General features: G+C 71.4%; 14 protein-coding genes. 2 read left to right on the forward strand and 12 right to left on the reverse strand.

The window, feature by feature from the left end; all coding sequences use genetic code 11:
• Window positions 1-12: 12 nt before the first annotated feature.
• The 6 genes from ACFPA8_RS23230 to ACFPA8_RS23255 form a co-directional block, all read right to left on the reverse strand.
• Window positions 13-864, reverse strand: coding sequence for a hypothetical protein (locus ACFPA8_RS23230; protein ID WP_386451436.1), 852 nt, complete (start codon window positions 862-864; stop codon window positions 13-15).
• On the reverse strand, window positions 861-2,054 hold the full coding sequence (locus ACFPA8_RS23235) for a ParA family protein (RefSeq protein ID WP_386451438.1): 1,194 nt from the start codon (window positions 2,052-2,054) through the stop codon (window positions 861-863). Before ACFPA8_RS23235 ends, ACFPA8_RS23230 begins: the two co-directional genes overlap by 4 nt.
• Window positions 2,055-2,407: 353 nt before the next feature.
• Window positions 2,408-3,523, reverse strand: coding sequence for an alanine dehydrogenase (gene ald / locus ACFPA8_RS23240; protein ID WP_386451531.1), 1,116 nt, complete (start codon window positions 3,521-3,523; stop codon window positions 2,408-2,410).
• Between the two features lie 193 nt (window positions 3,524-3,716).
• On the reverse strand, window positions 3,717-5,858 hold the full coding sequence (locus ACFPA8_RS23245; RefSeq protein ID WP_386451439.1) for an NB-ARC domain-containing protein: 2,142 nt from the start codon (window positions 5,856-5,858) through the stop codon (window positions 3,717-3,719).
• Between the two features lie 191 nt (window positions 5,859-6,049).
• Complete coding sequence (locus tag ACFPA8_RS23250) at window positions 6,050-6,715, reverse strand: NUDIX domain-containing protein (protein ID WP_386451441.1); 666 nt, start codon at window positions 6,713-6,715, stop codon at window positions 6,050-6,052.
• The gene (locus tag ACFPA8_RS23255) at window positions 6,712-8,355 is read right to left on the reverse strand and encodes a CTP synthase (protein WP_386451443.1); all 1,644 of its coding nucleotides are present in this window, start codon (window positions 8,353-8,355) and stop codon (window positions 6,712-6,714) included. The genes ACFPA8_RS23250 and ACFPA8_RS23255 overlap by 4 nt, the downstream gene beginning before the upstream one ends.
• A 487-nt stretch (window positions 8,356-8,842) precedes the next feature.
• On the opposite strand from ACFPA8_RS23255, the gene ACFPA8_RS23260 reads away from it, so the two are divergent.
• The gene (locus tag ACFPA8_RS23260; protein ID WP_386451445.1) at window positions 8,843-10,654 is read left to right on the forward strand and encodes a glycoside hydrolase family 15 protein; all 1,812 of its coding nucleotides are present in this window, start codon (window positions 8,843-8,845) and stop codon (window positions 10,652-10,654) included.
• Window positions 10,655-10,831: 177 nt separating this feature from the next.
• Here ACFPA8_RS23260 and ACFPA8_RS23265 read toward each other — a convergent pair whose 3' ends face one another.
• Window positions 10,832-12,007, reverse strand: coding sequence for a beta-1,3-glucanase family protein (locus ACFPA8_RS23265; protein ID WP_386451446.1), 1,176 nt, complete (start codon window positions 12,005-12,007; stop codon window positions 10,832-10,834).
• The gene (locus tag ACFPA8_RS23270; protein WP_386451448.1) at window positions 12,004-12,954 is read right to left on the reverse strand and encodes a glycoside hydrolase family 16 protein; all 951 of its coding nucleotides are present in this window, start codon (window positions 12,952-12,954) and stop codon (window positions 12,004-12,006) included. Before ACFPA8_RS23270 ends, ACFPA8_RS23265 begins: the two co-directional genes overlap by 4 nt.
• A 109-nt stretch (window positions 12,955-13,063) precedes the next feature.
• Between ACFPA8_RS23270 and ACFPA8_RS23275 the strand changes: the two genes are divergently transcribed.
• Window positions 13,064-14,107, forward strand: coding sequence for a LacI family DNA-binding transcriptional regulator (locus ACFPA8_RS23275; RefSeq protein WP_386451449.1), 1,044 nt, complete (start codon window positions 13,064-13,066; stop codon window positions 14,105-14,107).
• A gap of 82 nt (window positions 14,108-14,189) precedes the next feature.
• On the opposite strand, the gene ACFPA8_RS23280 is transcribed toward ACFPA8_RS23275, so the two are convergent.
• The 4 genes from ACFPA8_RS23280 to ACFPA8_RS23295 all read right to left on the reverse strand — a co-directional run bounded on the left by ACFPA8_RS23280 (window position 14,190) and on the right by ACFPA8_RS23295 (window position 19,247).
• Window positions 14,190-15,350 carry a glycosyltransferase family 4 protein gene (locus ACFPA8_RS23280; RefSeq protein WP_386451451.1) on the reverse strand — a complete coding sequence of 387 codons (1,161 nt, stop codon included), beginning with the start codon at window positions 15,348-15,350 and terminating at the stop codon, window positions 14,190-14,192.
• Window positions 15,351-15,612: 262 nt separating this feature from the next.
• Entirely contained in the window at window positions 15,613-17,364 is a 1,752-nt protein-coding gene (gene recN, locus ACFPA8_RS23285) for a DNA repair protein RecN (RefSeq protein ID WP_386451453.1), read from the reverse strand.
• A gap of 129 nt (window positions 17,365-17,493) precedes the next feature.
• Window positions 17,494-18,444: an NAD kinase gene (locus ACFPA8_RS23290; protein WP_386451454.1), complete on the reverse strand. Its 951-nt coding sequence runs from the start codon at window positions 18,442-18,444 to the stop codon at window positions 17,494-17,496.
• Window positions 18,441-19,247 carry a TlyA family RNA methyltransferase gene (locus ACFPA8_RS23295; RefSeq protein WP_386451456.1) on the reverse strand — a complete coding sequence of 269 codons (807 nt, stop codon included), beginning with the start codon at window positions 19,245-19,247 and terminating at the stop codon, window positions 18,441-18,443. Before ACFPA8_RS23295 ends, ACFPA8_RS23290 begins: the two co-directional genes overlap by 4 nt.
• Between the last annotated feature and the right edge of the window lie 2 nt (window positions 19,248-19,249).

The following is a 19,249-nucleotide window of genomic DNA, read 5'->3' on the forward strand; positions in this document are numbered from 1 at the left end:
GCGCGGGACCCGTCAGCGTCCCCGCAGCCGCCGTACGAGGATGCTCGCCTCGCCGCGCGACTCCAGGTCCGCGAGCACGACCGCCACCGCCTCACGCACGATACGGCCGCGGTCCACGGCGAGTCCGTGCTCGCCCCGCAGCACGAGACGCGCGTGCTCCAGGTCCATCAGCTCTTCCGCGGAGACGTAGACGGTGATCTTCTCGTCGTGACGTTCGCGTCCGCTGGGGCGCCGGTTCGCGCCACGGCCGCGGCGAGGTGCAGCGGCCTGCCGGGTCCTCGGCTCGGTGCCGCGGCCCGGCTTGGGCTTCGGCTGTGCCTTCGCCCGTACCTCCGCGGCCGGCTGGAGCGGCTGGGCCTGCGTCTGGCCGCCGAGGCGCGGCACGTCCGACGTGACCTGGCCGCCTTCCGGGTTCTCCCTGCCCCGTCCCGCGTTCTGCGGTACGCCCTGGCTGCGCCCGCTCTGACCCGGCACCGTGTGCCTCCGGCCGCCGGTCTGCTTGCCCTGTGCGGTGTTCTCCCGCCCCGAGTGCTCTCCGTCGCCCTCGCCAGCCGCGGGACCGTCCGCGCCCGGCGGTGTGCCGCCCTGCGTGCTGCCGGGGTCCTGCCCCTCGGCCACGGCGCTGTGTTCGCCGCGGTCGTCGTCGCCTGCCGCCGCGGCGGCCCGGTCGGCGCCTTCGGCGGTGTCACCGGCAGCGTTCGCCTCCTCCAGTTCCGACGCCGGCGGGGGAACGCGTGCCGCCGCCGGTGTCTCCTTCCCGGCAGGGTCTTCGCCGTTGCCGGTGTGCTGGGACGCGGGCGCCGAGGGCTGGACGGCTGACCCTCCGGTCGTGCGGAACAGTTCGTCAGCTGCAGGGAGACTCACTCGGCGTGGCACCGGGCGAGCACCTCCCTGGCGAGCTGGCGATATGCGGCGGCACCGACGGAGTTGGAGGCGTAGGTCGTGATCGGCTCGCCCGCGACGGTCGTCTCCGGGAAGCGGACCGTGCGCCCGATGACGGTGTGGTAGACGTTCTCGTCGAACGCCTCGACGACGCGGGCCAGCACTTCGCGGCTGTGCACCGTACGGGAGTCGTACATCGTCGCCAGGATGCCGTCGAGCTCGAGTTCGGGGTTGAGCCGCTCCTGCACCTTCTCGATGGTCTCCGTCAGCAGGGCGACACCGCGCAGGGCGAAGAACTCACACTCCAGCGGCACGATCACCTTGTGTGCGGCGGTGAGCGCGTTGACGGTCAGCAGGCCGAGCGACGGCTGGCAGTCGATGACGATGAAGTCGTAGTCGTTCTGCAGGGGTTGGAGCGCGCGCTGAAGTGTCGACTCGCGTGCGACCTCGCTGACCAGCTGCACCTCGGCGGCCGACAGGTCGATGTTGCTCGGCAGCAGGTCCATCCCCGCCACCGCCGTCTTCAGCAGCACCTCGTCGGGTGCCAGCCCCCGCTCCATCAGCAGGTTGTAGACCGTGAGTTCGAGCTCCATCGGGTTGACGCCGAGGCCCACGGAAAGGGCGCCCTGCGGGTCGAAGTCGACCAGCAGCACACGGCGTCCGTACTCCGCCAGGGCCGCGCCCAGGTTGATCGCCGACGTCGTCTTGCCGACGCCGCCCTTCTGGTTGCACATCGCGATGATCTTCGCCGGGCCGGGCTCGCTGACCGGACCGGGGATCGGGAAGTACGGAAGGGGGCGGCCGGTGGGACCGATGCGTTCGCGGCGCTGCCGTGCGGCGTCGGGCGCGAGGGTGGCCGCGTACTCGGGGTCCGGTTCGTACTCGGCGTCCGGATCGTAGAAGTGCCCCTCGGGCAGCTCGCCGTAGGCGAAGCGGTGGGGGTCACTGTAGTCGGCGAGTTCGGCGGACTCGTCGCCCGCGGAGTTGCCGGCCATGGCGTTCACTTGGCGGCCGTCCATGCTCTGGTGGGCTGTCGTTGTGGATGCTGCGTTCCGGTGGGCGGCGAAGGTGCGGACAGCGACGGAGCCGACACCCTCGGACCCCGAGGACTCCTGGCCCCGCACAGGTGCTCCCGGTCGACCACCCCCGGGAGAAAATGTCGACTCATTCACAAGTCGTCCTACCTCCTTGGTGACCAGGAAACTTTCTAGACAGGTCAGCGTGACACCATGCCGACGTTTGGCGACTCTATGGCGTGTCGGGCGTCCTCAGCAACACAATCCACCGGAGACGCCACGATGTGTCGAGCAGCCAACACCCCGATGTCAAGAGGCAATGAGCGCCACGGACCCCGTCCGCGTGCGGCGCGAAACGGCCGAGAGGGTTGCGTGCAAGGCGAGTTGAGCGCCCCGGCACACTGCCCATCCGACGGCGCCGGCCTGCCCCCCGGGTGCGGGAACAGGCCGGTGACGTGCGGTCATCCGCATTGACGTCGGCGGTTGACTCTGCCGTGCGACGTCCCGAATCAGCCCAGCAGCGTGCCGAGTTCGCGGCTCTGCAGTCCGTGCGCCTCGGCGACGGGACCGTAATAGACCTCTCCCTCATGGACGTTGAGGCCCTTGGCCAGCGTCACGTCCTGCCGGAGTGCCTCGCGCCAGCCGCGGTTGGCGAGTTCGACGATGTACGGGAGCGTGGCGTTGGTCAGGGCGTACGTCGACGTGCTGGGCACCGCGCCGGGCATGTTGGCGACGCAGTAGAAGACCGAATCGTGGACCTGGAAAGTCGGTTCGGCGTGCGTCGTGGGCCGGGAGTCCTCGAAGCAGCCGCCCTGGTCGATCGCGATGTCGACAAGGACACTTCCCGGCTTCATGCGGGAGACGAGTTCGTTGCTCACGAGCTTCGGCGCCTTCGCACCGGGGATCAGCACGGCACCGACGACGAGGTCCGCGTCGAGAACGGCACGCTCCAGCTCGTAGGCGTTGGAGGTGACCGTGCGCACCTTGGTGCCGAAGATCCGGTCGGCTTCGCGGAGCTTGTTGACGTCCTTGTCGAGCAGCGTGACGTGGAAGCCCAGCCCGGTGGCGATCTGCGTGGCGTTCCAGCCGGAGACGCCGCCGCCGATGACGACCGCCCGCCCGGCGGGCACACCCGGCACGCCGCCGGGGAGCACGCCCCGGCCGCCGGCCGAACGCATCAGGTGGTACGCGCCGACCTGCGGTGCGATGCGTCCCGCCACCTCGGACATCGGAGCCAGCAGCGGCAGCGAACGCCCGCCCGTCTCCACGGTCTCGTACGCGATGGCGGTCGTCCCGGACTGCAGCAGGGCGTCCGTGCACTCGCGGGAGGCCGCGAGGTGCAGGTACGTGAAGAGCGTCTGGTCCTTGCGCAGCCGCCCGTACTCCTCGGCGACGGGCTCCTTGACCTTCAGCAGCATGTCGGACGTCGCCCAGACCTCGTCGGCGGAGCCGAGGATCCCGGCTCCCGCGGCGACGTACTCCTCGTCCGGGATGGAGGAGCCGACGCCGGCACCCCGCTCGATGACGACCTGGTGTCCGTTGCGTACGAGTTCGTGCGCCCCGGCCGGGGTGATGGCCACGCGGAACTCGTTGTTCTTGACCTCGCGGGGGATGCCGACCTTCACGTCGATCACGGTCCTTGACTCTGGGTTTTCTCGGAACCTTCCGCGCCGGTGGACGACGGAAGCGATCGTGGCGACATCCCACTACAGCGGCAGATGTGAGGCATGCCGGATGTTGCTCGGGTAGCCACGGCTCCGCCAGTTTAATGAAGGATGCTTCCGTGTCCAGCCTTACAAAGCAGCAATTTTTTCCGGATCAGCTATAGGTTTCGCAGGCCGACTCGGCGTCATACCCGCCATTGTGCGATCGGAGCAGCTCATCGGCCGCCTGCCGCTGCCTGCGGCCCTCCCGCACGTCGCCGATCCGGTCGCAGGCGTCGGCCAGCCGCAGCAGCAGCGCGGCGTGCAGCCTGTCGTCCCCGGTGGGCCGGACGGCCTGGATGGCGAGCCGGCAGGCGCGTACCGCCTCCTGCGGCCTGCCCGCGTACTCCTGCACCCTCGCCACCTCGCTCAAGGCGCGGGCGTGCGCCCGGGCGTCCTGGAGCCTGCGGAAGTTGGCCGCTGCGGCGCGCCATTCGCGCAGCGCGTCGTCCAGCCGTCCCGCGCACGTGTGAACGGCTCCCAGCCGGCCGTGGACACGGGCCGCGGCTGCCTGCGCGTCGCGCGTCTGGTGGTGTTCGAGAGCCCGGCCGTACCAGTCGGCGGCGCGTGCCCAGTCGCTCAGGTCCTCGTACGTGCTGCCGATCGACTCCAGGGCGCGCCCCGCCGCGAAGTGGTCCGGCACCCTGCGGCCCCTGGGTCCCGTCCGTCCGTCGCGGGCGGCGTCGAGTGCCGCCCGGTACCGGGCGAGAGCGCGCGGGTGCCTGCCCGTACGGGCGTCCAGATCGCCCAAGTTCAGCAGTGCCGCCGCCCGTTCGCGCTGCAGACCGCCGCGTTCGGCGACGTCGAGCACCAGTTCATGGAGCCGGTACAGCTCCGGGGCGGCCTCCTGCGGGGAGCGGTGCGCGTCGAAGGCGCGGGCGAGCGCGGAGATCAGCCGGCGGGCGAGGCCGTCCAGTCGGCCTTCGCCCTCGTCGACGGCGAGGCGGGCGGCGGCGATCATCGCCGGGCGGCGCTCCCCGAGCCACTGCCGGGCCGCCGCCGGGGACCCGAAACGGACCGTACGCGGCAGGAACGCCAGCCTCTTGCGGGCCTCGGAGCCCTCGGGCTCGGTGATCGCGTGGCAGGCTCTCAGCTGCCGTACGGTCCGCTCCAGCATGCGGGCCCGCGCGAGCATCGACTCCTCCGGGCCTTCCCGCTCGGCGAGTTCGGCTCGCAGCAGGGGGTCGAGACAGCGCGGCACCTCGTAACAGCCGGGCGCGAGCTTGCTCTTGTGCACCACTCCCAGCCGCAGGAACTCCTCCAGGATGCTCTGCGCTGTGGCGACCGAGCACCCGGCGAGGGACGAGGCGGTGTGCGCGTCCGCCAGTCCGGCCGGCGCGAGGGCCAGCATCCGCAGTACGCGGGCGGGGGGCTTGGCGAGGGAGTCGGCAACGAGCCGGAAGGCCCGCTCCAGCGGGTCGGTGTGCGGGAGGAGGCCGAGCTGCTTGGCGGCGTCGGCCACGGAGAGCTTCGGCCTCGCCGCGAGCCATCCGCCCACCATCACCAGCGCTGCGGGGAGGTCCCCGCACGCCTCGGCGACGAGTTCGGCGCTGCCCGGGTCGACCGTCGTACGGTGCGGCGCCCCGGCACGGGATGCCAGGAGCGAGACGGCCGCCGGTCTCTCCAGCCCCCCGAGCGTGCACGGCCGGACGTCCGGTACGCCTGTGAGCGGACCGGAGGCCACCGCGAGGACGAGGCAGCCGCGGTTGTCGGGCAGCAGGTCGAGCACCTGCTCCGCGCTCGCCACGTCGTCGAGGAAGAGCAGCACGCGGCGCGTGCCGAGCGCCGCCCGCAGCGTCTCGGTGAGTTCGTCGTCCCCGGCGCCCGCGGGCACGGGGTCGGGCCCCAGGGCGGCGAGCAGGTCGCGCACGGTGCGCTCCGTGGGGACGGGCGCGCCGCCGGGATCGGTGAGCCGGGCACGCAGCACGCCGTCCGCGTAGTCACCCGCGGCCCGCGCGACGAGGGCCTCGGCCAGAGCGGTGCGTCCCGAACCGGGACGCCCCGCGATCAGGAGCACGCGGCTGTGCGGGGCCGGGCGCCCGGACAGAGTGTGCAGTCCGGCACGTTCCATGTCGGCCCGCAGCTCGTCGAGTTCGCGGCTGCGGCCCGGCAACGTGCCGCCCGGCGGGGTCTCTTCGCCACCATCCGCCGAGGCACCACGGGCCGGGCCTCCCGCGGAGTGCGGCCGGTCCGTACGCGGCGTGGGCGGCCTGTCGGACGCGTCCGCGCCTGTGGGCTGCACCGCTTGCTCCGTCACGGGCCACGCTCCCGTCCACCTGCGCCTGTACGAGCCCGCCGCAACAGTGGGCGGGAACGCACAGAGCGTAGTTCACCGCGGACGGACGGGTGCGTGGCGCGCGGCGCGTGCCCGCCGTCCGGGGGGCGGGACCGTGCCGGCGCCGCGCCGCGGGGACCGCCGGAGGTCCGGCGGCCCCGTGTGCGGCGCCGCTACGGCCGGAACGGACGGGCGGGCCAAGGGGCGTCGGCCGGGCGCAGCGCGTCCGGGCCGCCCGGTGCGGCCAGGGCGGCGCTCAGCGCCAGCGCGCCCACCACGAGGCAGTTGTTGTGCAACTCCCCCGCCAGCGCACCCCGTACGAGTTCGGGCAGCGGAACCCTGGCGTGCTCCATGTCGGCCTCCTCCTCCGAGACCTCGAAGCGTTCGCCTTCGGCGACGGAGACGTCACGGGCGAGGAAGATGCGGACGGCCTCGTCGCAGCCGCCGGGAGTGGTGTACACGTCGGTCAGGACGCGCCAGTCGCCTGCCTTCACGTGCGCTTCCTCGTACAGCTCACGCTGTGCCGCGTGCAGCGGGTTCTCGCCGGGGACGTCGAGCAGTCCGGCGGGGATCTCCCACAGCTTCTGGCGCACCGGGTGGCGGTACTGGCTGAGGACCAGCACCCGGTCCTCCTCGTCCAGGGCGAGGACGGCCACGGAACCGGGGTGGACCTGGTAGTCGCGGCGTACGACCGAACCGTCGGGCATGACCACGTCGTCGGTGCGGACGCTTGTCTTCTTGCCCTCGAACGGCACCTCGGTGGCGGTGACTTCCCATTCCTGCGGGGAGTCGGCGATGCGGCTTCCGACGGTGCGCGTCCTCGGCCCGTGCTGTGTCATGCCCCGCCCCCGCTCTGCTGACGGGCCACCGCTGCCGCGACCAGGCCCGCGAAGAGCGGGTGCGGGCGCGTCGGCCGCGAGCGGAGCTCGGGATGGGCCTGGGTGGCGACCAGGTACGGGTGCACCTCCCGCGGGTACTCCAGGTACTCCACGAGCTTGTTGTCCGGCGAAGTGCCGGAGAAGACCAGGCCGGCCTTCTTCTCAAGCTCGCCCCGGTAGGCGTTGTTGACCTCGTAGCGGTGCCGGTGGCGTTCCTCGACGTACGGCTCGCCGCCGTACACCTCGCGCACGATCGAGCCCTCGGCGAGCTTGGCCGGGTAGAGGCCCAGCCGCATGGTGCCGCCCATGTCGCCGTCGCCGGCGACGATGTCGAGCTGCTCGGCCATCGTGGAGACCACGGGGTGCGCCGTTCCCTGTTCGAACTCGGTGGAGTTGGCGCCCTCGATGCCCGCCAGGTGCCGGGCGGCCTCGATGACGATGCACTGCAGGCCGAGGCAGAGGCCGAGCAGCGGAACGCCGTTCTCGCGGGCGTAGGTGATGGTGGACACCTTGCCCTCGACGCCCCGTTCGCCGAAGCCGCCCGGGATGCAGATCGCATCGCAGTCCCCGAGCTGGCGGCGGGCGCCCTCCGCCGTGCGGCAGTCGTCGGAGGTGACCCATTTGACCTTCACGCGGGCGTTGTTGGCGAAACCGCCGGCACGCAGCGCCTCCGTGACGGACAGATACGCGTCGGGCAGGTCGATGTACTTGCCGACGAGGGCGACCGTCACCTCGTGGTCGGGCTGGTGAACGCGGCGCAGCAGGTCGTCCCACTGCGTCCAGTCCACGTCGCGGAAGGGCAGGTCCAGTTTCCGTACGACGTAGGCGTCCAGGCCCTCGGCGTGGACGACCTTCGGGATGTCGTAGATCGAGGGCGCGTCCCTGCAGGCGATGACGGCGGCGTCGTCCACGTCGCACATGAGTGAGATCTTGCGCTTGATGGAGCGCGGCACTTCACGGTCGGCGCGCAGCACGATCGCGTCGGGCTGGATGCCGATGCTGCGCAGCGCCGCGACGGAGTGCTGGGTGGGTTTCGTCTTCAGTTCGCCCGAGGGCCCGATGTAGGGCAGCAGCGAGATGTGCACGACGAAGACGTTGTCCCTGCCGACCTCGTGACGGACCTGGCGGACGGCTTCGAGGAACGGCAGCGACTCGATGTCGCCCACGGTGCCGCCGACCTCGGTGATGACGACGTCGACGTCGTCCGTGGCCATGCGCCGGATGCGGTGCTTGATCTCGTTCGTGATGTGCGGGATGACCTGCACCGTGTCGCCCAGGTAATCGCCGCGGCGCTCCTTGGCGATGACGGAGGAGTAGATCTGGCCGGTGGTGACGTTGGCCGAGCCGTCGAGGTCGACGTCGAGGAAGCGCTCGTAGTGGCCGATGTCCAGGTCGGTCTCGGCGCCGTCGTTCGTGACGAACACCTCACCGTGCTGGAAGGGGTTCATCGTGCCGGGGTCGACGTTCAGATACGGGTCGAGCTTCTGCATCGTGACGCGCAGGCCCCGCGCCTTGAGGAGCGCACCCAGGCTGGAGGCGGTGAGCCCCTTGCCGAGCGAGGAAGCCACACCCCCCGTGACGAAGAGGTGCTTGGTCGTCATGGATGTGGGCGGCAATGCCAAGAGGTGCTCCCGTGGTCGCGAGGTGGGCTGCGCACCGGCGCCCTGACTTCGTACGCAGTCGGTGCGCAGCAGATGCTCAGGGGTACCGTCGCTGCGGTTCGGGGGGCTTCCGTGCCGGGAATCCGAGGACGGATCCGGGAACTCGCGCCCACCGGTCCACGGGCCACCAGGGTATCAGCGACGCCGTGAGGCTGTGCCTCGCCTGTGCGGGAGTGCGTCCGGCCTCACAGAGCGGGCGGCTTCGGACCCGGCTTTCCGTCCCCTACCGTGAGGGTGCGGTCGCGCCTTGTGAGCGGGTATGACGCAAGCTCACCTCTTCGGCTTATCCATAGTGTGGCGAGCGCGAGGCACAAGGCTCCGCCAGGTCGTATCCTGCTCGGACGCTCGATCGGACATGTGATTGAGCAGTACGGATATTCGCAGGTCATCGCACGTCCCACGGGGGCGAGCCACAGTTCGACTGGAGATGCACGTGGCTGGGCGCATCGAAGATTACGCACTCATCGGGGACATGCAGACCGCCGCCCTGATCGGCAGGGACGGGTCGGTGGACTGGCACTGTCTTCCGCGCTTCGATTCCCATGCCGTGTTCGCGAGTCTTCTCGGCACGGAGGAGCACGGCTTCTGGCGGGTGGGCCCCCAGGTCAACGGGGATGAGCCGCCCAAGGCGGCCCGCAGGCGCTACCGCGGCGACTCACTGATCCTGGAGTCCGAGTGGGACACCCCGCGCGGCACGGTCCGCGTCATCGACTTCATGCCGCCCCGCGAACAGCACGCGCCGCAGCTGGTGCGGATCGTGGAAGGGGTGAGCGGCCGCGTGCCGATGCGTTCGGCGCTGCGCATGCGCTTCTCGTACGGCTGGGTCGTGCCGTGGGTGCAGCAGATCGAGGGCCGCACGGTCGCCGTCGCGGGGCCCGACTCGGTGTGGCTGGACACCGAGGCCGACACGTACGGGAAGGACCTGACGACCTACTCGGACTTCACAATCGCTCCGGGCGAGCGCGTCGCGTTCACCATCAGCTGGCAGGCCTCGCACAAGAGCCCGCCGGCCGAGCCGGACTCCGAGTCGGCGCTGGAGGCGACCGAGAACTTCTGGCGTGAGTGGGTCGACCACTGCACGTACCACGGCCCCTACCGCGAGGCGGTCGTACGGTCGTTGATCACGCTGAAGGCGCTGACGTACGCGCCGACGGGAGGCATCGTCGCCGCGCCGACGACCTCGCTCCCCGAGTGCATCGGCGGCATGCGCAACTGGGACTACCGCTTCACGTGGCTGCGGGACGCGGCGATCACCCTCTCCTCGCTGCTGCGCACCGGCTACCACCAGGAGGCGCTGGCCTGGCGCGAGTGGCTGCTGCGCGCGGTCGCGGGCGACCCGGAGAATCTGCAGATCATGTACGGCATCGCCGGGGAACGGGAGTTGAGCGAGGCGGAGCTCAACTGGCTTCCCGGGTACGAGAACTCCGTCCCCGTCCGTATCGGCAACGGCGCGGCGGGCCAGCTCCAGCTGGACGTGTACGGCGAGGTGACCGAGGCGCTGCACCTCGCCCACATGACGGGCCTCTCCCGCAACGACTACGCCTCCCTGCTCCAGCTGAAGCTCATCGGCTACCTGGAGGACCACTGGGACGAGCCGGACGAGGGCATCTGGGAGGTCCGCGGCCCCAGGCGGCACTTCGTGCACTCGAAGGTGATGGCCTGGGTCGCGGTCGACCGTACGGTGAAGCTGATCGAGTCCGGTGACGTCGACGGGCCGCTGGAGCGGTGGCGTGACCTGCGGGACGAGATCCACCGCGACGTGTGCGAGAAGGGGTACGACAAGGAGCGCAACACCTTCACGCAGTCCTACGGTTCGCGTGAACTGGACGCCTCCCTGCTGCTCATCCCGCAGATGGGCTTCCTGCCGCCCGACGACAAGCGCGTCATCGGTACCGTCGAGGCGATCCAGCGGGAGCTGTCCACGGAGGACGGCTTCGTGCTGCGTTACCCGACCTCGCAGCTCGACGGCGACAACGTGGACGGACTCCAGGGCGAGGAGGGCGCGTTCCTCGCCTGCTCGTTCTGGCTCGCCGACGACCTGGCGATGATCGGGCGCGTCGAGGAGGCGCGGAAGCTCTTCGAGAAGCTGCTCTCCCTCCGCAACGACCTGGGCCTGCTGGCCGAGGAGTGGGACTCCAAGCTGCAGCGCCAGGTGGGCAACTTCCCGCAGGCGTTCAGCCACGTGCCGCTGATCGACACGGCCCTGCGCCTGACGGCCTCGGGGGCGTACGGGGGCTGACGCCGCCGCCTGAGCCGCGGAGCGGCGAAGCTGCGAGTCGAGCGCGGACGAACGGAACCACGCCCGCTGCCGGGGACCACCGGCAGCGGGCGTGGCGTTGAGGGACGGCTTCCCCCGCGCCTGGCGGGGCGGCGCGGGGGAAGTCCAGCGGGGCGGTGTGCCCGGCCGGGGGCTCCCTCAGAACGGGGTCAGCGTGAGTGTGATCTCGCTGGCGCCGCCGTCCTCGATGTAGGACGCGAACCCGGCGACGTCGTCGAAGGCGAAGCCGTAGGCCTTGCCGTCGACGGTGGCCTCGTGCATGGCCTTGACGTACTGGTGGGCCGAGTCCCCCTTGTAGAACTCCGCGGGGTCCGTGGTGGGCTGGTCGGCGACCGAGGCGAGCGTGGTGCGGTTGAACGCGGCACCCAGGATCGCCGCGACGGGTCCGGTGGTCCCGTCGTTGGGTGCGGCGAGTGCGCCGTCGCAGAAGAGGACGTCCTTCGTGCTGGGCTTGTCGAAGGAGACCTCGGCCGGACCGGTGAAGGAGAGCTTGTCGCCGCTGACCCGTCCGGTGAACTTGCCGGCGTTCGTGGTGACGACCAGGTCCTTGCCGGCGTAGGTGCTCCACACCTCGTCGATGTACGCGTCGAAGTAGTTCTCGGCGAAGAGGCCCGAACCCATGCCGTGGCCGGGGGCGATGACGCGCTTGTCGTCGATGACCAGCTTCGAGAACGCCTCGGCGCCCTTGAGGTCCTGGAAGACCTTCGCCCGCGCACCGTCCTTGAGCGTGCCGGTCGTCTGGTCCTTGTCGCCCTTGAGCTGGATGGACAGCGGCACGCTGAACATGTCGACCATGGTGGTGTTGCAGTACATGGCCCCGCCCTTGTAGGTGAACTCCGCACAGTCGTGCAGCACCCCGAAGTTGGGGTCGGACTCCACCCATGCCGCCGGGTAGGCCAGCGCGGCCTTGCCGTCGCCTCCCTCGACCGCTTTGAACTTCAGCTTGTCGCCGAGCGCGAAGTAGATCCGGCCCGACATCTCGGGCAGTTGGAGAGTCGTCTCGCCGCTGCCCGCCAGCGGAATCGCGTAGTCGGTGAACCCGTCGGACCCGTTGTCGCCGATGGCTACGGGCTTCAACTCGCCCTCGGGGGTGACGCGTACCTGGTTGGTGCCGTCGTTGCCCACGATGTAGACGTGGATCGAGGCGTTGCCGTACTCGCCGCTGTTGTTGACGATCTTCAGCGGCATGGCTGCGGCTTTCCCGCCCGTCTTCCTGCGGGTGACGCCTCCGGCCTCGGTCACGAGGAGGCCCGTGGCCGGAGCGGCGATCGCTGCGGCGGCTGCACCGCGGATGAGAGACCTGCGGCTGATCACTTGACGGCACCTCCGGTGGTTTCCACGGACACGTAGTCCACGGACATGGAGCCGCCCGGCTGAGTGGCGGCGGTGGGGGTCTGCCGGCCCGCGACGCCGTCGGGGAAGGCCCCGCCCATCGCGAGGTTCAGCAGGATGAAATGACCGTGGTGCGTGGCGTCCGCCCAGGTCTGGGCGTCCACATCGGTCTCCTTGACGGTGTGGAAGTGCTGGCCGTCGGCGTACCAGCGCAGCTCCTCGGTCTCACCGCTGCGGTCCAGCTCCAGCGCGTACTCGCTGAACTCCGTCTTGCAGGAGCCCGCGCACTCGTGGGCCTTGCCGATGCCCGTGGTCTCGTTGCACGGGCCTCCGGGGTTGACGCCGCAGTGCAGCACGCCGTGGGTGGTGGTCTGCCCGTTGACGTTCTCCATGATGTCGAACTCGCCGACCCCGGGCCAGTTGTGGTAATTGCCGCGGTAGTCCTCGCCCAGGGTCCAGAACGCCGGCCAGTAGCCGAGCGCGGCTTCCCCGGCGGGCTCGGGCAGCTTGATGCCCGCCTCGATCCGCATGACGCCGCCCTCGGGGGCCGCGAAGTCGGTGCGCTGGGTCTCGATACGGGCCGAGGTCCAGGTGTCGCCGTTCTTCAACGCCGTGATCTTCAGGTGCCCGTCACCGTCGAGCTGAAGGTTGTCGGGGCTGTCGGTGTACTCCTGGATCTCGCCGGTGCCCCAGTTCGCGGGGCCGCCGGGGTAACTGTGCCCCTTGTCGATGATCCAGTCCTCGCTGGAGGGCAGTGACCCCGCCGCGCCGTCGAAGTCCGTACGCCAGACCTCCTGGAGGGCGGCGGCCTTCTCCTTCGCCGGATTCGCCTCGTCCGCCTGCGCGTTCGGCGCCATGCAGGCGCCGAAGAGGGCGAGCGTCGCGAGACCCGCGAGTGCCCAGCGCCGTCTGTCGCTCTTCAAAACCATGATTTACGCTCCTCGTTCGTGGGGGGTGAGAGCGCTCTCACGTCATGGCCTGTACGGTGCCCATAGATTGGTGATTGGTCAAGACCTAGGCAAAGAAAAGGAGTTGTCCGTGCACACATTCCGCGATTCCCGTCCGACTCTGGAGGCCGTGGCGGCCCACGCCGGGGTCTCGCGTGCGACGGTGTCGCGGGTGGTCAACGGCGGTGCGGGCGTACGGGCGGAGGTCCGCGAGAAAGTGCGGCAGTCCGTGGAGGAGTTGGGCTACGTGCCCAACAACGCGGCCCGGACCCTCGTCACCCGCCGCACCGGAGCAATCGCCGTGATCATCGCCGAACCGGAGAGGCGCGTCTTCGCAGACCCGTTCTTCGCCCAGCAGTTGCGCGGTATCAGTCGCGAACTCTCGGAGCACGACATGCAGTTGCTGCTGATCCTGCTCGAACAGCACAAGGACTACGAACGGATCGGACGGTACCTGTCGGCAGGGCACGTCGACGGCGCCCTGATGTTCTCGCTGCACGGCGACGACCCCCTCCCTGACATCGCCGCCCGCACGGGGCTGCCCGCCGTCTTCGGCGGCCGGCCCGGCTGGCCCGGTGCGGACGACGACCCGGACCTGCTGTACGTCGACACGGACAACCGGGGCGGGGCCCACCAGGCCGTTGCACATTTGCAGGAGCGAGGCAGAAGCAGGATCGCTCTCATCAACGGCCCCCTCGACCAGACCTCCGCACTCGACCGCCTCTACGGCTACTGCGACGCCCTGGGCGTCAGCGTCCACGAGAAGGACCCGGCCCTCGTGGCGCAGGGCGACTTCACCGCCGGCGGCGGCGAGCGCGCCATGGCCGAACTGCTGCGCACGGCACCCGACCTGGACGCCGTCTTCGCCGCGAACGACCTCATGGCCTCCGGGGCGCTCCGTACGCTCCGCGCCCAGGGGCGCCGGGTGCCGCAGGACGTGTCGGTCGTCGGCTACGACGACCTGGAACCCGCCGCATGGTCGGAGCCCGCCCTCACCACGGTGCGGCAGGACGTCGAAGGGATGGGCCGCATCATGGCCGAATTGCTTCTCGGGCGGATCGGCCTGATCCCCGACGCGGCGCCGCCCGCACCGGTCGTGACGCCCGCCTCGCTGGTCGTGCGGGACTCCAGCTGAGGTCCGCCACGCCTGCCGGTCGGCCCGTCCGCCGCGCACCGGCCCGTCAGCGGGGCCCTGCCCGCGTCGGCCTGTCAGCTCGTCAGCTCGTCAACTCGTCGTAGACGCTCAGCACATGGGCCACGGTGGCCTCTTCGGTCGGCCACTCCGAGGCGCGCGCACGTCCCTCCGCGGCCAGCCGTTCCCGCCTCACGGGGTCGGCCAGCAGTCCGCGCACCTCGGAGGCGAGCGCGTCCGCGTCTCCGTACGGCACCAGCAGGGCGCCGTCACCGACCAGTTCGGGAACGCCCCCGACCGAGGTGGCGACCAGCGGCACCCCGCCGTGCAGCGCCTCCTCCGCCAGCAGGGACCGGCCTTCCCAGCGGGCGGTGAGCACCGCGACGTCCGCTCCTGCCAGCAGTTCGAAGGCGTCCTCGCGCCGCCCCAGCAGCCGCACCGGAAGCGCCTCCTCGTCGACGCGCCGTTGCAGCTCCCCGCGCTGCGGCCCCTCCCCCGCGATGGCAAGCAGCGGCGGCGGGTCGAGGTCGCGCCACGCGCGTGCGGCCGTCAGCACGGTGCCGTAGCCGTGGTGGACGTCGAGGCGGCCCACGGAGAAGACCAACGGGCGCCCCACCGCGCCCACTTCGGCACGCGACTTGTGGTGACGCCGCTCCTCCGCCGACCGGTGCGGCTCCGCCGGCGCTGCGGCGTCGCTCCGGCGGACACGTCCCGGCAGCACGACCGGCGCGAGCCTCGCGTCGCGCGCCCCCAGCCGCCGTGCCCGGTCGACCAGGTCCGTCGTCGCGGCCAGGACGACGGTCGCGCCACGGGCCACCCTGCGCTCCATGAGCCGTCTCCAGTGGGCCCGCGCCCCCGACGCGTGACCCCGGCGGTGCCAGGTGACGACGAACGGCGCGCGCCGCCGCCCCGTCAGGACGAGTGCGGAGAGGGCCGGCAGCGCGGCCCGGACGCCGTGCGCGTGGACCAGGTCGGCGTCGGCGCAGACCCGTCGCAGGGCCGCGGCCGCCTCCGCTTCGCTGCGGCCGGGGAGCGGCACGAAGCGGGCGCCGATGTCTTCGAAGCCGTACGTGGGTTCGGCGCCGGGCGGCGCACAGACGGTGACCCGAAGCCCGCGCGCCACGAGCCCCTCGGCCAGGGACCGCACATGGGCGCCGGTGCCCGCGCTGGCGCCGTCGACCACCTGCACGGCGTGGGGTGGTGCCGGGCCCAGGGACGGCGGAGTAGGCGTGGGGGGACGGGTCACAACTGGTCGATCTCCAAAGCGACTTCTGAGGACGGACTGCACGGCTGCTGCCGGGGAGCGCACGCACGGCGGGAGGGCGGGGACTCGCCCGTACGGCCGATCCGCGCCCAGCATGCCAGCCGGTGGCGGGGCCCCCGGACCATACCTGCGCCGGCGGCGCGGCTCCACGCGTCTGCACGGTACAGCTATCACCCACACGGAGGACGCGGCCACTGGCCGGATCACGACGCCGGACGCCCCGGGTCCGGCCACGGCGTGCGGGTCAGGTGCCCGTACGGGCAGCCTCCAGCAGCTCCTCGGCGTGCGCCCGCGCCAGCTGGGAGTCCTCCTGGCCGGCGAGCATCCGGGACAGCTCACGCACCCGGTCCTCGCCCTCCATCGCCTTGACGCCGCTGTGCGTGACCGACCCGTCGTCCGTCTTCTCCACCACGAGGTGCCTGTCGGCGAACGCGGCGACCTGCGGGAGGTGTGTGACCACCACGACCTGGGCGGACCTGGCCAGCCGTGCGAGACGCCGTCCGACTTCGACGGCTGCCTTTCCGCCGACGCCCGCGTCGACCTCGTCGAAGAGGTAGGTCGGCACGGGGTCGGAACCGGCGAAGACCACCTCGACGGCGAGCATCACCCTGGAGAGCTCACCGCCCGAGGCGCCCTTGGCGATCGGACGGGGCCGGGAGCCGGGGTGGGGCGCGAGCAGCAGCTCGACCTCGTCGGTTCCGTGCGGCCCGAACGCGACGTCACGGCCGTCGAGCTGGAGGCCCTCGGTGCCTTCTGCCGCGTCGCCGCGCCGGAGAGCGAACGTCACGCGGGCGTGCGGCATGGCGAGTTCGGAGAGCTCCTCGGTGACGGCGTCGGCGAACCGTTTGGCCGCGTCCGTACGAGCGTCGGTCAACTGCTGTGCGAGCACGGTCAGTTCGGCGAGCAGTGCGTCGCGTTCCGCTGTGAGTTCGCCGATGCGCTCGTCGTCGCCCTCGAGTTCGGTGAGGCGTGCGGCGCTCACCTCCGCCCAGCTGAGAACGGCTGAGATGTCCTCCCCGTACTTGCGGGTGAGCTGTGTCAGCGCCGCCCGGCGCTCCTCGACCGCGGCGAGCCGCAGCGGGTCCGCGTCCAGGTTGTCGGCATATCCGGCCAGCTCCCCCGCCACGTCGCCCATCAGGATCGAGACCTCACCCAGCCGGTCGGCCAGTGCGGCGAGCGCCGGGTCGTGCGCCCGTACGGCTTCCAGCGCGCGGTGCGCTGCGGAGACGAGCGCGCCGGCGTCCACGATCTCGGGGTCGGCGGGATCGCCCGCCAGGGCGCCGTGCGCGGTGGTGGCAGCGGAGGCGAGGGCTTCGGCGTGGCCGAGCCGCTCGGCTTCGGCGGCGAGTTCGGCATCCTCGCCCGCCTGGGGTCCGGCGGCGGAGATCTCCTCCAGACCGAAGCGGAGCATGTCCGCCTCCTGCGCGCGTTCGCGGGCGAGGGTGGTGATCTCGTCGAGTTCGCTGCTGACCTTGCGCAGCCGCCGGTACGCCTCGGTCCATGCGGCGAGGGGTGCGGAGACGGCCTCGCCGGCGAAGCGGTCCAGCGCCTGCCGCTGCCGGGCGGGGCGCAGCAGGCCCTGCTGGTCGGTCTGGCCGTGCACGGCCACGAGGTCGTCGCTGAGCTCCGCGAGCAGCCCGACGGGCACGGAACGGCCGCCCACGTGGGCGCGGGAGCGGCCCTCGGCCGAGACGGTGCGGCTGACGAGCAGCTCCCCGTCCTCCACCTCGGCGCCCGCCTCGCGCGCACGCAGCGCCGGGGGCGAGGCCGGGGCCACGACTATCCGCCCCTCGACGGACGCGGCCTTCGCTCCGGCACGTACGAGCGCGGCGTCGGCGCGCCCGCCGAGCAGCAGGCCCAGGCTGGTGACGACCATGGTCTTGCCCGCACCCGTCTCACCGGTCACCGCGGTGAAACCAGGGGACAGTTCGACGACGGCGTCGTCGATCACGCCCAGGGACCTGATCCGCATCTCCTCCAACACGGGTACGACCATACGCAGTCCGCGGAGGTACCCCCACCCCAGGCCCGTCCCGGCGGGAACCGTGACGCCTCGCTCACAGGCGGACGAGCGCGCGGAACGTGACCGGCGGGACCGCGCCCGGGGCAGTGCGAAGTTCACCCCTCAGTGCGGCGCTCCACGCCAACCGGCAACGGGCAACGCGAACTTGGCGACGAGGCGGTCCGTGAACGAGGCGTGGTGCAACCGCGCGAGGCGCACCGGGACGGACCCTCGCCGTACCTCCACACGTGCGCCCGCCGGGAGTTCGACGCTGCGCCGGCCGTCGCACCACATGACGCCGTGGGGCGTCTGCGGCTGCACCTCCACCGCGAGCACCGAATCGGGCGCGGTCACCAGGGGTCTGGCGAACAGCGCGTGCGCGCTGATCGGCACCATGAGCAGCGCCTCCACCTCCGGCCACACGACCGGGCCGCCCGCCGAGAAGGCGTAGGCCGTGGAACCGGTCGGTGTGGCACAGACCACCCCGTCGCCGCCGAAGCGGGACACCGGCCGGTTGTCGACCTCGGTGACGACCTCCAGCATCCGTTCGCGGGACGCCTTCTCCACCGACGCCTCGTTGATGGCCCAGTCGTGGTGCACGGTGCGCCCGTCGTTGCGTACGAGCACGTCGAGCGTCATGCGTTCCTCGACCTCGTAACCCCGGGTGACCACCCGGTGCACCACCTTGTCGAGGTCGTCCCGCTCGGCCTCCGCGAGGAAACCGACGCGGCCGAGGTTGACCCCCAGCATCGGGACGCCCGAGGCGCGCGCGAACTCGGCACCGCGCAGCAGCGTCCCGTCCCCGCCGAGAACCACGATCAGTTCGCAGCCTTCGACGGCGTCGGAGGTGGAGGGAACCTTGCGCACCGGGTCCGGCAGCGGCAGATCACTTGCCTCCGCCTCGAGGACCCGCACCCCGATCCCGTTGCGGAGCAGTCCCTGTACGACGAGTTCCGCGCTGCGTACGGCGGCGGGACGGCCCGTGTGGGCGAGCAGGAAGACGGTGCGTTCCCCGCCGCCTTCACCGCCCTCGCCGTCCTGTGCGCCGCTGCGTCCGCTGGTCGATGTCGTCATTTCGGGCCCTCCGCCACAGCTTGCTCGACAGCGGCCGGGTCGATCTCCGGTGCACCGGCGCGCAGCCACAGAAAGTACTCGACATTGCCGGACGGCCCCGGCAGCGGACTCGCCGTCACCCCCATCGTCCCGAGGCCCAGTGCGGCTGCCTGCGCGGCGACCGTACTGACTGCTCCGGCCCGCAGTTCGGCGCTGCGCACCACACCGCCGCTGCCGAGCCGTTCCCTGCCGACCTCGAACTGCGGCTTGACCATGAGCACGAGATCGGCGTCAGGGGTGGCGCACCGTACGAGGGCGGGGAGCACGAGTCCCAGAGGGATGAAGGAGAGGTCGCCCACGACGAGACCGACCGGTTCACCGTCCACGTCGTCCAGCGTCAACTCCCGTACGTTCGTACGGTCCTTGACGGTGACGCGCTCGTCGCTCCGCAGCGACCAGGCGAGCTGCCCGTAGCCCACGTCCACGGCGACGACCTCCCGGACCCCCGCACGCAGGAGCACATCGGTGAAGCCGCCGGTCGATGCTCCGGCGTCCAGGGCGCGGCGGCCCTGGACGTACAGCCCGCGCGGCACGAACGCACCGAGGGCGCCCGCGAGTTTGTGGCCTCCGCGGGAGACGTAGCCGGGGTCGGTCCCGTCGTCGCGGACGACGACCGCGGCGCTCGTCTCCACCTGCGTGGCGCTCTTGGCGGCGACGTTGCCGCCGACGGTCACCCGTCCCTCGGCGATGAGCCGGCCGGCGTGCTCGCGGGAGCGGGCCAGTTTGCGGCGCACCAGTTCCGCGTCGAGTCGGCGTCGCGGCACGG

Source organism: Streptomyces ovatisporus (genome assembly GCF_042653885.1).
Classification (GTDB): Bacteria; Actinomycetota; Actinomycetes; order Streptomycetales; family Streptomycetaceae; genus Streptomyces; species Streptomyces ovatisporus.